10 protein-coding genes are annotated in these 12,871 nt (G+C 68.4%); 5 read left to right on the forward strand and 5 right to left on the reverse strand.

Annotated features, from left to right (window positions below):
* Window positions 1-19 precede the first annotated feature (19 nt).
* The 4 genes from PV342_RS32000 to arfA all read right to left on the reverse strand — a co-directional run bounded on the left by PV342_RS32000 (window position 20) and on the right by arfA (window position 4,821).
* A complete protein-coding gene (locus PV342_RS32000) occupies window positions 20-928 on the reverse strand; it encodes a carbohydrate ABC transporter permease (RefSeq protein ID WP_500319714.1) in 909 nt (302 codons plus the stop codon).
* Window positions 925-1,779 carry a carbohydrate ABC transporter permease gene (locus PV342_RS32005; RefSeq protein ID WP_400805183.1) on the reverse strand — a complete coding sequence of 285 codons (855 nt, stop codon included), beginning with the start codon at window positions 1,777-1,779 and terminating at the stop codon, window positions 925-927. Before PV342_RS32005 ends, PV342_RS32000 begins: the two co-directional genes overlap by 4 nt.
* Before the next feature lie 121 nt (window positions 1,780-1,900).
* The gene (locus PV342_RS32010) at window positions 1,901-3,256 is read right to left on the reverse strand and encodes an ABC transporter substrate-binding protein (protein WP_500319716.1); all 1,356 of its coding nucleotides are present in this window, start codon (window positions 3,254-3,256) and stop codon (window positions 1,901-1,903) included.
* Between the two features lie 59 nt (window positions 3,257-3,315).
* A complete protein-coding gene (gene arfA / locus PV342_RS32015; RefSeq protein WP_400805073.1) occupies window positions 3,316-4,821 on the reverse strand; it encodes an arabinosylfuranosidase ArfA in 1,506 nt (501 codons plus the stop codon).
* 288 nt (window positions 4,822-5,109) lie between these two features.
* Between arfA and PV342_RS32020 the strand changes: the two genes are divergently transcribed.
* Window positions 5,110-6,141, forward strand: a complete 1,032-nt coding sequence (locus PV342_RS32020; protein ID WP_500319719.1) for a LacI family DNA-binding transcriptional regulator — start codon at window positions 5,110-5,112, stop codon at window positions 6,139-6,141.
* A gap of 946 nt (window positions 6,142-7,087) precedes the next feature.
* On the opposite strand, the gene PV342_RS32025 is transcribed toward PV342_RS32020, so the two are convergent.
* Window positions 7,088-7,474, reverse strand: a complete 387-nt coding sequence (locus PV342_RS32025) for an ArsR/SmtB family transcription factor (RefSeq protein ID WP_400805069.1) — start codon at window positions 7,472-7,474, stop codon at window positions 7,088-7,090.
* Window positions 7,475-7,567: 93 nt separating this feature from the next.
* On the opposite strand from PV342_RS32025, the gene PV342_RS32030 reads away from it, so the two are divergent.
* The 4 genes from PV342_RS32030 to PV342_RS32045 all read left to right on the forward strand — a co-directional run bounded on the left by PV342_RS32030 (window position 7,568) and on the right by PV342_RS32045 (window position 12,728).
* Complete coding sequence (locus tag PV342_RS32030; protein ID WP_500319746.1) at window positions 7,568-9,583, forward strand: heavy metal translocating P-type ATPase; 2,016 nt, start codon at window positions 7,568-7,570, stop codon at window positions 9,581-9,583.
* Window positions 9,580-10,125 (forward strand): GNAT family N-acetyltransferase, encoded by a 546-nt coding sequence (locus PV342_RS32035; RefSeq protein WP_400805067.1) that lies wholly within the window; start codon window positions 9,580-9,582, stop codon window positions 10,123-10,125. Before PV342_RS32030 ends, PV342_RS32035 begins: the two co-directional genes overlap by 4 nt.
* 390 nt (window positions 10,126-10,515) lie before the next feature.
* Window positions 10,516-11,196, forward strand: a complete 681-nt coding sequence (locus PV342_RS32040; protein WP_500319722.1) for a DinB/UmuC family translesion DNA polymerase — start codon at window positions 10,516-10,518, stop codon at window positions 11,194-11,196.
* A gap of 137 nt (window positions 11,197-11,333) precedes the next feature.
* The gene (locus PV342_RS32045; protein ID WP_400805065.1) at window positions 11,334-12,728 is read left to right on the forward strand and encodes an MFS transporter; all 1,395 of its coding nucleotides are present in this window, start codon (window positions 11,334-11,336) and stop codon (window positions 12,726-12,728) included.
* Window positions 12,729-12,871: the final 143 nt, after the last annotated feature.

Below are 12,871 nucleotides of genomic sequence, written 5' to 3' on the forward strand. Positions count from 1 at the left end.
CATTCCCGAGACAGAACAGCTAGCCCTTGAGGCCGGATCGGGAGACTCCTTCGATGACCCAGCGTTGGGCCACGATGTACAGCAGAAGGACGGGGACGCTCGCGATCACCGCTCCCGCCATCAGCAGGTCGTAGTGGATGTTGTTGGCGTTCTGGAAGTTGGCAAGGCCGGCGGGCAGGGTCAGCGACTCCGGGCTGAGCAGCACGTACAGGGGCCATAGGAAGTCGTTCCAGTTGGCGAGGAAGGCGAGCATGCCCAGCGTGGTAAGTGCCGGCTTGGACAGGGGCAGGACCACCCTGACGAAGATCTGCCAGCGGTTGCAGCCGTCGAGTTCGGCTGCTTCTTCCAGTTCCAAGGGCACGGTCAGGAAGAACTGGCGAAGGAAGAACACGCCGAACGCGCTTGCTGCGCCTGGCACGATCACCGCGGGGAGGCTGTCCACCCAGGCGAGCTCGTTGACGATCAGGAAGTTCGGGATCAGCAGGACCATGGGGGGCACGAACAGGGTGGCGACGATCGACGTAAAAATCACTCCTCGCCCCCTGAACCGCAACCGTGCGAGTGCGTAGGCGGCGGGGGTCGCCGTCACCAGGACCAGGGCGGCGTGCGCTGTGGCGGCCAGGACGCTGTTGAACAGCCACCGCAGGACGGGGCTGTCGGTGGCGCCCAGGACGTCCTTGTAGGCCTGCACGGTGAAGGGGGAAGGGATCCACTGGGGATCCGTCGACCCGGCGGCTTCGCCGGTCTTGAACGAGGTGACCAGCATGTACAGGAGAGGACTCAGGTACAGGGCCGCCACGATCGCCAGGACGAGGTGGAGCAGGGAGCGGCGCATCCGACGGGCCGCCGGGGACGGTGTCGCGGAGGGCCGCTCTCCGCCGTACTCCGTGTCCACCGCCCGCCGGGTTGCGGTCTGGCTGTTGGTCATCGGTCCTCCTGGCGTTCGCGGAAGACGCGGAAGACGACGGCACTGGCCGCCATCAGAGCCAGCGCCAGGATGAAGCTCATGGCGGACGCCGACCCCATCTCGAAGCGGCGCAGACCGGTCTCCGCGATGAGGAAGATGGCTGTCTTGGTCTCATCTGCCGGCGCGCCGCCGGTAATGATGTACGACTGGCCGAACATATTGGCCGAGGCCAGCAGGGTGGAGTTCACGACGAACAGGGCCACCGGTCGCAGGCCCGGCAGTGTGACGTGCCGGAAGCGTTGCCATGCGTTGGCCCCGTCGACCCGTGCGGACTCGTACAGCTCCGCCGGGATGTCCTGCAGACCGGCGAGGTAGATGACGGAGTTCAGTCCGAGGGTCCACCACACGGTCACCAGCACGAGTCCCCACCATGCGGCCGGCGTGTCGGTGGTCCACTGGACGTCGTCCGGCAGGCCGAGCACGCCCAGGTAGTGGTTGACCAGGCCGATGTTGCCGTCCAGTAGGAACCGCCACAGAAGTCCCACGACGGCCACGCCGAGCACGTACGGTGCGAAGTAGACAGCCCGGTAGAGGTTGCGTCCGCGGAACCTGCCATTCATGAGCATGGCTGTGAAGAGCGGCACGATGAGCAGCAAGGGCGTCGAGAGCAGGGTGAAGATGCCGGTGGCGCGCATGGCTTGCCAGAACCGGGGGGCGTCCACGCCGTCGGGGTCGAACAGCTCTCGGTAGTTGTCCAGCCCGACGAAGGGTTTCGCCGGCAGGTTGATGTCCCAGGCGTGCAGGCTGATCCACAGTCCGAAGCCGATGGGGGCCACCACGAAGGTGATGAAGAGCACCAGGTACGGTGCCATGAACACGTAGGGCGTCCACCACTGGTAGGACCGTGAGACGGCCCGGACCGCGGTGCGGTCCGGGACTCGCGGTTCACTCGTGCTGGACGGCGGGGTTTTCAGCCGTCGCACCCGGATCGCCTCACTTCGCGTACTTCTGCTTGTTCTCGGCCAGGATCTTGTTGGCGGTCTTCACGCCGTCGGCAAGGGCTTCGGCGGGTGACTGATGCCCCAGGACGGCCTTTTGGACAGCCAGTTCGAGGGCCTTGCTCTGCACGTCACCGAGGCCGGGAAGCGCCGGGAGGAAGCGGAAGACGTCGACGTTGGCGGCGAGTGGCGTCTGGGGGAGCCGGGCCACCTCGGCCTGGGCGCGCACACTGTTGCGCGCGGGGATCATGCCGGCCTGCGCCCACTCCGTGGAGCGCTCGCTCATGTAGTCGATGAAGAACTTGGCGGCCTGGACCTTGTTGTCGTCCCGTCCGGCCTGGGAGGTCAGTACGAAGTTGTGGCTGGCCGTCCACACGGCGGGAGTGGACCCGATCGTGGGGATGGCGGACATGTCCCACTTGATCTTCGATGCGGTGGACTTGAGGTCGTTGATCTGCCAGATGCCGTCCCAGGTGAAGCTGACCTTGTTGTTCTTGAAGGCGTTGTACTGGGAGTCCTGAGCGACCTGGGCCGGGCTGTAGCCCTTGCGGATCTGTTCCACCATCCAGCCCAGCGCCTCCTCCCCCGCGTCCGAGCCCCACAGCGCGGAGGTGCCCTCCTGGTTGTAGAGCTCGCCCCCGAACTGCCACAGCAGGCTCATGAACATCAGGTGCGCCGGCCACTTGTTCGGCATCCAGAACGGGTGGTCGACCCCTGCGGACTGCAGCTCCTTCAGGGCCCCCTCGTAGCCCGCCCGGTCGCCGGGGGCCTTGTCGAGTCCCGCGCGGGTCAGGTGGGAGCTGTTCCAGTAGTCGGCCAGGCAGTGCACGTCAAGCGGGACGCTGTAGCGCTTGCCGTCGAAGACACCGGCCTGCCAGACCGCCGGTATGAAGTCCGACTCGGTCAGTTTCAGGGCGGACACCACGTCGTCGAGCGGCATCAGGGTGCCGCGTACCGCGAAGGTCGCGATCTGGTCGTTGTGGATGACGGCGACGTCCGGGCCCTTGCCCGCGCTGATGGCCGTGGGCAGTGCGGGGTACAGGTCCTCCCAGCGCCGGGTGGTGTTCTTGACGGTGATGCGGCCCTCGTACTTCTTGTTGAACGCGGCCACCATGGCCTGCATGTGCGGGCCGTCTCCGCCGGTGAAGCCGTTCCAGTACTCCAGCGTGACCTTGGGCCCCTTGTATTCACCGCCGCTGAACGTCGGGGCGTTGCCGGCCTTGTTCTGGCCGGCGCCGACCTTCGTTCCGCCGCCGCACGCGGTAAGGAAGCCGGTGGCCGCCACTCCGGCGGCCGTGCCGAGGAAGGCTCTCCGCTCGACCGGGCGGATGGACGAGGTAGTGCTGCGCATTCTCTGCTCCTTGGATTCGGGCCCGCCATTGGACCCGTGGACAGCGGTGTTGGCTTCGCTTAGGCAGCGGTCAGGCGGATCATGGTCCAGCTCACGGGCGGCAGGTCGGTGCTGAGCGCCAGGTCGTCGATCCTGGTGCCGGCCACGTCGACGGGCTGCACACGGTCGGGAGCGGCCTCGGTGTTCGTCGCCGAAGGGTCAGCGTCGTGCAGGAGCACGTGCTCGGCGACGCGGTGCCTGGGGAAAGCCCGCAGATCGACGGCGAGGGCCAGGTTGTCGTGCCGGCTGCGGTTCACAGCGAACAGCACGACCTCCCCGGTCTCCTCGTCGTGGGTCGCGGTGGCCCACAGGGCGGGCACGGGTCCGTACTTGGCCGTGTCCACGAGGGGGGACTGCGGTTCCACGCGCAGCACCGTGCCGCGGGCGTGGCGCGCGGTGCGGGCGAAGGGGTGGAAGATCGTCTGCCGCCAGGCCGGCCCCTGGGCACGCGTCATGATCGGCGCGATGACATTTGCGAGCTGCGCCTGGCAGGCTGCCCCTACCCGGTCGGCGTGCCGGAGCAGGGTGATCAGCAGGCTGCCGACCACCACCGCGTCGGTGACGTCGTAGACGTCCTCGATGATTTCGGGGGCCTCTCGCCACGCAAGCGAGGACTCACCGCCGAATCGGCTCTGGTACCAGACGTTCCACTCGTCGAAGGACAGCTTGATCTTCTTGTCGCTGCGGACCTTCGCCCCGACGTGGTCGGCGGTGGCCGTGATCGCGGAGATCATACGGTCCATTTCCTCGCCGCTGGCCAGGAACGAGTCGAGGTCTCCGTTCTCGGGCTGGTAGTAGGCGTGCAGCGAGATGTAGTCGACGAACTCGTAGGTGTGCTCGAGTACCGTCGCCTCCCAGGAGGCGAAGGTGTCGATGTAGGCGTTGGAGCTGCCGCAGGCGACGAGCTGGAGGGCGGGGTCGAAGCGCTTCATCGCGCGGGCCGTTTCCGCCGCCACCCTCCCGTACTCGTGGGCCGTCTTGTGGCCCATCTGCCATGGTCCGTCGAGTTCGTTGCCCAGGCACCACATGCGTACGTCGTGCGGCTCGGCCACACCGTGGGAACGGCGCAGGTCGGACAGCGCGGTGCCCGAGGGGTAGTTGCTGTACTCCAGCAGGTCCAGCGCCTCGGCCACCCCGCGAGTGCCCAGATTGAGCGCCATCATCGGTTCCACGCCGGCCTTTGTGGCCCATGCCATGAACTCGTTGAGGCCGAAGGCATTGCTTTCCAGGCTGCGCCAGGCGAGGTCCAGCCTCCGGGGCCTGTCGGACACGGGCCCTACCCCGTCCTCCCACCGGTAGTTGGACACGAAGTTGCCGCCCGGGTAACGCACCGTGGTGACGCCGAGCTCGCGGACCAGCTCCAGGACGTCGGTCCGGAAGCCCTGCTCGTCTGCTTCAGGGTGTCCGGGCTCGAAGATGCCGGTGTAGACCGATCTGCCCATGTGTTCCACGAAGGAGCCGAACAGCCGGCGGTCGATGCCGCCGACCTGGAAGGCCGGATCGAGGGTGAGACGGGCAGTGACCATGCGGGTTGCTCCTGGATCTTGCAGGTGAAGAGGCCGAGTGCCGCCCGCCTGGCGGCTGGTGGGGACTCCAGCCCGGAGGCGGACAGCGATAGCGCGGCGAGGCGCGTCTTCTGTGAGGAGTACGATTACATCGTTGAAACAGCGTCGTAAAGTCTTCGTAGGATACTTTTTCGCATCGCGACCTCAACCAGGTGGTCAGCGGTTGCCGGCCCCCGGGGGCGCGATGTGCCAGTGTGGGCCTCGGCGCCCTAGCGACAGCGCCTTCCGCGGCGTAATGGAGGTGACTTGGTGGGAGCCAGTCTCAAGGACGTCGCGGCCCTGGCCGGAGTCTCGGTCAAGACCGTGTCGAACGTGGTCAGCGGAAACACATACGTCGCGCCGCCGACGCGGGAGAAGGTTGAACTCGCCCTGGCGGAGCTGAACTACCGCCCCAACCTCTCCGCCCGGAACCTGCGCCAGGGCCGTACCGGGGTCATCGCCCTGGCACTGCCGGAACTGGACGCGCCCTACTTCGCGGAGCTGACACGCTTTGTCATCGACGCGGCGACCGAGCAGGGGTGGACCACCATCATCGAACAGACCGACGGGCGACCGGAACGCGAACGCGAGGTCCTCCAAGGCATCCGCGAACAGCGCATCGACGGCCTCATTTTCAGCCCCATCACGGTGGGAGCCGACGAGTTGGCCGACCGCACCGACACCACCGCACTCGTGCTGCTCGGCGAACGCGTCATCGACGGTCCCACCCACCACGTCGCCATCGACAACCAGCGAGCCGCGCGGGAGGTCACTGAGCACCTCATTTCTCTAGGGCACACCCGCATCGCCGCGATAGGACGCCAGACGAACCCCAGCGCAAACACCGCCCACCTGCGGCTCGCCGGATACAAGGAAGCTCTGACGGCAGCCGGCCTGCCCTACGACGAAGCCCTTGCCCCGCCCACCGACTCCTACCACCGCTCCGACGGTGCTGAAATCATGGCAAGCCTGCTCGCCACAAATCCTCCCCCACAAGCAGTCTTCTGTTTCAACGACCTCCTGGCACTGGGAGCCCACCGAACCGCGCTCGCCCAGGGCCTGCGTATCCCCCAGGACATCGCGATCGCCGGCTTCGACGACATCGAGGACGGCCGGTACAGCACGCCAACCCTCACCACCGTCGCGCCCGACAAGGCACAGATCGCCCGGGCCGCCGTACAGATGCTGGACCAGCAGATCCACGGCCGGCGTGGCACGCGAAGGTATGACTTGCGCGAAGTAACCGCCGCCCATCGGCTCCTCGTCCGGGAGAGCACGACGTCTTCACGAACGAGTGAGTGATTACGTGTCTCGGGTGACGGTGAACGACACGACTTCACACCAGCGCGCCGTCGACACATCCTCCGCTACGTCCCGCCGCCCGCCCAAGGTACGGGCCAACAGCCATGAGCAGCGACCTGGACACATCACCAGCCGATGATCTGCTACTCCTGTTGCGACGCGCCGCCGACATCACCACCCCGGAAGCGATCACCACGACCGACCCCGAGTTCGACCGGCGGGGTGGTTTGGCAATGCAGTCGCTACCCGCGCGTCAACCTGCGGTGGCTCAGTTGAAAACGACAGGCACCGGTACTGATCGTTGGACGGGCATGGACGACACCACGGCTACGCCAGGACCGCCCACCGCTCCACCCCGCACCATTCAGCCTGACGCCGGACGAACTCATCACCGACCGACAACATCCAACCCCGGAATAGGGCCATCCCCGCAGACGCGAGGAGCAGCACCAGGCCGTCCAACCCCAGTTCCTGATCCTGGGACCACCCCCGCGAGCGCGAGGAGCGGTTCGCATCGAGAGCCGCCGCCCCTCGCGGCAGTCCGGGTCGCCGGTGTGCGGCCTCATGAGCAACCACACCCACGGCTCCAGCACCACAGCCAGTAGCGCCGCCCGATCCCACGCATCCAGGCCCCTGACGCCCGCGTGCGGGGAGCCGACAGCCTTGATGCGCGCGGCGGCCACACAGGTGGCAACTGTCGGCGTAGCCGCGAAACATTCCACGCTTCGTCCCGACCTCGACGAGCAGCGCGTACCTGGCAGGGGCCGGTCAGGTCGACCTCCTGAGAGGTGGCCGCGGTCACGAGGTGCTCGTCTTCAGCGGTCTGTGCGGTCGGGCCGGCCGGGCCGTCGGCGGCAAGTCGGCAGGGTGGGGAACAGGTCGGCCAGGCAAGGTCTCCAGCAGCGCTGGGAAGGCGGGGGCCCTCCCGCGGTAGCCAACGCAGGCCTCAGTCGGCTGGGACAGCTTCAGGCAGCTCTGCCGGCACATCGCGCACGCCCATACGCAGGTGCTCGACGTGGTACAGGGCCTGGTCGAGGAGCTCGGCGACGTGGTTGTCGTAGAGGGTGTAGATGATCGACCGCCCCCGCCGCTCGCCGGTGACCAGGCCGAGGTTGCGCAGCAGGCGCAGTTGGTGGGAGCAGGCTGAGGCTTCCATGCCGGCCGCTTCGGCGAGGTCGCTTACCGAGCAGGGGCCTTCCCTGAGCCGGGCCAGGATGTGGAGCCGAGACGGGGTGGCGAGGGCTTGGAGGGTGGCGGCGACGTCGGCGGTGCCGACGGCATCCAGGCGCTCGCGAGTGGTGGCTCTGCTGGTGTCGTCGCGTCCGTGGCCCATGGCGCCATCATACTGATGACACATGAAGACCTCTTCATATGTTCCTGTATGGTGAATGTGTTGCCCCCTCCGCCCGTGAAGGGTCTCTTTGTCATGCCTTCTGTTCTGGATCAGCGGCCTGCACCGGCCCTCCCCGAATCTCGGCCGGCAGCCCCTGTCCGCCGCCGCACCTGGGTCCTGGCGCTGCCGGAGGCCCGGTGGGCGCTCGCCGCGCTGGTCCTGTTCCTGGTCGCGCTGCTTCTGTATCTCCTGGGGGCGCCGACGTGGCTGTGGGGGTCGCTGTTCGCCGCCACCTACGTCACCGGCGGGTGGGAACCGGGCTGGGAGGGCTTGAAGGCCCTCAAGGACAAGACGCTGGACGTGGATCTACTGATGGTGGTGGCGGCGCTGGGTGCCGCCGCGATCGGCCAGGTCCTCGACGGGGCGCTGCTGATCGTCATCTTCGCCACCTCTGGTGCCCTGGAAGCGGTCGCCACCGCCCGCACCGCAGACTCCGTGCGCGGTCTGCTCGGCCTCGCCCCGTCGACCGCAACCAGAGTTCTGGCCGAGGGCGGCGAGGAAACCGTCGATGCGGGACGCCTCATGGTGGGAGACACCATCCTGGTGCGTCCGGGCGAGCGGGTCGGCGCCGACGGGCAGGTCCTGGAAGGCGCCAGCGACGTCGACCAGGCCACCATCACAGGCGAGCCGCTGCCTGTCGCCAAGCAAGTCGGTGACGAGGTGTTCGCTGGCACCACCAACGGCACCGGCGCCCTTCGGGTACGGGTCGAGCGGGACCCTTCGGACTCGGTGATCGCCCGGATCGTGAAGATGGTCGAGGACGCCTCCGAGACCAAGGCCCCGACGCAGCTTTTCATCGAAAAGATCGAGCAGCGCTACTCGATCGGCATGGTCCTGGCGACCCTGGCCGTCTTCGCCGTGCCCCTTGCCTTCGGCGACCACCTGCAGTCGGCGCTGCTGCGGGCCATGACGTTCATGATCGTCGCATCGCCCTGCGCGGTCGTACTGTCCACCATGCCGCCCCTGCTGTCCGCGATCGCCAACGCCGGCCGACACGGCGTCCTCGTCAAGTCAGCCGTCGTCATGGAGCGCCTCGGCCAGATCAACACCGTCGCCCTCGACAAAACCGGCACCCTCACCGAGGGCACGCCCCGCCTTAACGACATCCGCCCCCTGCCCGGCAGCGCTCTGGATCAGGCCGCCCTGCTGCGTCTGGCAGCGTCGGCCGAGCACCCCAGCGAGCATCCCCTCGCCCGTGCCGTCGTCGACGCAGCCCGCGAGCGCGATCTCGTCCTGGCCGCCGCCGACGATTTCGCCTCCATGCCCGGCCAGGGCGTCACTGCGATCGTCGACGACTGCATTATCCAGGTCGGCTCCCCCGCACGGCTTCTCGCCGCCCTTGGGCCTCACACGGAGGTCATGACCGAACTGGAGAACGCCGGGAAGACCGCAGTGGTCGTGCTGCGCGACAGCTGGCCGGTGGGCGTCCTGGGCATCGCCGACCGGCTGCGCCCGGACGCCGCCGTAACCGTTGCCGCCCTCAACGGCCTGACGGGCCGCACCCCGGTCCTGCTGACCGGCGACAACGAACGCGCCGCGCAGCACCTGGCAGGACAGGTGGGCATCACCGACATCCGCGCCGGGCTGCTGCCCCAGGACAAGGTGTCCGCCGTCCAGGAGTGGGAGGCCGCGGGGCAGCAAGTGCTGGTGGTCGGGGACGGAGTCAACGACGCCCCCGCACTGGCCGCCGCCCACTCCGGGATCGCCATGGGCAAGGCCGGCTCGGACCTCGCCCTAGAAACCGCCGACGCCGTCATCGTCCGCGACGAACTGGCCACCATCCCGGCCGTCATCTCCCTCTCGCGCACCGCCCGCCGACTCGTCGTCCAGAACCTCGCCATCGCGGGGCTGTTCATCACCGCGCTCGTCGCCTGGGACCTGATCGGCACCCTGCCACTGCCCCTCGGCGTCGCCGGCCACGAAGGCTCAACCGTCATCGTCGGACTCAACGGACTGCGCCTGCTCCGCGAGACCGCCTGGCCCCGCCACACCGACCGTCCCGGCACGTCCGCGGACACCGCCGACCTCGAAAGTCAGGACGCCGCATGACCCCCGAACCGAGCCCCCAGCCCATACCCACCGACCTCCGCATCTGCGGGCTCGGACTCATCCTCAGGGAATGGCACGACGACGACCTGCCCGCCATGGTGACACTGTTCGACGACTCCGCAGTGGACCGCTTCACCCCACTGCGCTCACCGTTCGACCTCCAGGCCGCCCGCGCCTATCTCACACGGGCTCGCCAGCGCCGCGCCGAGGGCCGCGTCCAGCTCGCCATCACCACCGACGGACAACAACCGCTCGGCGAGATCCTGCTCTTCCCGACGGACACCGGCCCCACCGACGCAGAACTCGCCTACGCCGTCGGCCCACAACACCGCCGCCAGCGCCTGGCCACCCGCGCCGTCCAACTGATCAGCACCCACGCCCGCACCCACCTCGGCGTGCACAACGTCATCCTCCGGATCGCCGCACAGAACACCGCCAGCTCGGCCGTCGCACGCGCCGCCGGCTTCCACCTGACCGCCACACCGCCCACCACCCGCGAAGGAGCCCAAGACCCCCTGCACACCTGGCAGCACACCCGTTGAGCATCCCTCAACACAGGTCCCTCACCGCTCTGGAGACGGATCGACGCGCGGGTTCAGGCGCTTACGGCTTCAGGAATTCGCGAACCCACGCGGTTCCAACCGGTCCACGTCGGACCAGGACGTTGCCGGGTGGCTGCCACCGTACACAGCCGCACGCTGCCGGTACCTGGCCGACTGGGTGACGGTGAAGGCACGCTGGCACCTGGCGGTCGACGACACGAACGCGGCGCCTTGGTCCGCGAAGCCGCAGTGTGTCCGGACGTACCGATCGTCACCACACCCGCGGACACCCGCTGCCGAACTGACCCTGGCAGCGCAGAGCAGCCATCTTCCGACCCCACGCCCATCAGCGCTCTTGCCGCCCGGCAGCGCCCGCTACCGGTGCCAGACATGGCCACCTCGGCGGTCGCGGCGATGGCCTCCGCCCATCCCGGCCGTGGCGGCATCCGCGTCGTCCCCGACCATCATCAGGCGGTTCGCGCCTTCCTCGACCCGCTGCCGGTCGGTGACCTGTACGGGTTGGGGCCGGTGCAGGCGGCGACGCTCAAGCAGTACGGGCAGAGGACCGTGGGCCGACTGGCCCACCAGCCCCTACAGACCATCCAGCGGATCCTAGGCGGCCGGGAGGGGCGGCTGGGGCACGAGCGGGCACGAGGCATCGATTCGCGCCCGGTCACCCCGTCCGAGCTGCCGCAGAGCATCAGCGTCCAGCGGATCCTGGACCGCGACACCTTCGACCCGTACCTGGTGCGCACCGAAATCCTCGACGCCGTGGTGGACCTCGCCCATCAGCTCCGCGAGCGCCATCAGGTCGCCCAGGGCATCACTCTCGGCGTGTCCTGCTCCGGTGGCAGCAGCGTGTCCCGACCCCCGGACCCGGGCCGAGCCGAGCGCATTCCCAGACGACCTACGGGACACGGCGATGGCAGTGGTTCGAACCTCTCGGACTGGAGCGGGCCCCGGTGCGCACTCCATCCCGCTCTCCGTGCATGCGCCCTCGGCGGATTGCAAAGGTCGCATGGCCATGCGTGCCGTATCCGGTCGGTGAGCCGCGGTCACCCACCCGGGTGACCTCCGGTGGCGATCAGGGGCAGCTTGGCGCGGCAGATTGATCCACTGCGAACTGTTGCCTTGACTCCGTGCACGTGGTGACCAACGGTTCTTCCCGTACGTCGCAGCCTCTGGGGGCGGCACTGGACGGTGCGGCGATGTCGCGCCTGCACATGAGGTTCTGGCTGCTGGCCGGGCTGGGGATCCTGCTCGACGGGTTCGACTTCTTCATCATCGCGGTGGCGAACCCGCTGATCGCCAAGGACTTCGGAGGCAGTGCAGCGGAGCGGGGACTGCTGTCGGCTGCGGCGATCGTGGGGGCGGTGTTCGGTGCGGCGCTGCTGGGGCCGCTCGGCGACCGGATCGGGCGGAGCCGGATCTTCAAGGTCGACCTGTGGCTGTTCGTGGTCTTCTCGGTGGCGTGCGCGTTCGCCTGGGACATGTGGTCGCTGATCGCGTTCCGGCTCCTGCTGGGTGTCGCGGTGGGGTTGGACTACCCGATCGCGGCGAGTTACGTGGCGGAGATCCTGCCGTCGCGGAACCGGGGGCGGTGGCTTGTCGGCGCGTTCAGCCTGCAGGCGGCCGGGATCCTGCTGGGGGCGGTGGCGGGGGTGGTGATCCTGCTGGTTCTGCCGGAGACGGGGTCATGGCGGCTCATGCTGGGCTTCGGGGTCCTGCCGGCGCTGCTGATCATCGTGCTGCGTCGGAACGTACCGGAGAGCCCCCGGTGGCTCGCGCAGAACGGGCGCGAACGCGAGGCCTGCGAGATCGCGGAGGCCATGACCGGGCGGCGCTGCCATGTGACAGAAGCGGACCGTGCACGGGGCGAGCCGCCGCCGGAAGGCCTGACGGCATTGGCGCAGCCCCGATTGTTCGCCAAGCGGCTACGAAGGCGGACGGTGTTCACCGCCGTGCCCTGGTTCCTCATGGACATCGCAACGTACGGGGTGGGGATCTTCACCCCGACGCTGCTCGCAGGGCTCGCGCTGGGCGGCGCGAACGCCACGTTCATCGCCGAGGACATCGCCTCGACCGAGGGCACGGCGTTCCTCGACGTCTTCCTGGTGCTCGGTTTCGTGCTGGCCATCCTGCTCGTGGAACGGGTCGGGCGGGTACCGCTCCAGCTCGCCGGCTTCGCCGTGATGGCCGTGGCGCTGTGCCTGCTGGCCGTCGCCGAGTCGCTGCGCGGTGGCGGCGATGGCCATCTGCCCCTGGTCTTTGTGGGCTTCGCTCTCTTCAACACCTTCATGAACCTGGGCCCGAACGCCACCACCTTCGCTCTCCCCGCCGAGGTGTTCCCCTCCGAGGTGCGGTCCGCAGGCCACGGCTTCGCGGCCGCCTGCGGCAAGCTCGGCGCGGCGCTCGGCACCTTCCTCTTCCCGGTGGCGCTGGACGCCGTCGGGACCGCCGCACTGCTGTACGCCGTGGCCACCACCAGTGCACTGGCCTTCATCGTGACGTGGGTCTTCCGCATCGAGCCCCGCGGCCGCTCTCTCGAGGATCTCTCCGGCGCCGACACGGCGACGCTCGCACCGCGCGTCACCCCGCCATGACGGCCGGGGCGCCCGGTGGCAGCAGGAACCTGCATGCCTCCGTGCGCAGCTTGTCCAGTTCCACGGGCATCGATGAGGGCACCTCAAGCACTGCAGTCAGCCTGACCTGGACAGGACATCGCCGCCAGCCCAACGTGGCACAC

Source organism: Streptomyces sp. PA03-3a (assembly GCF_033792735.1).
GTDB lineage: Bacteria > Actinomycetota > Actinomycetes > Streptomycetales > Streptomycetaceae > Actinacidiphila.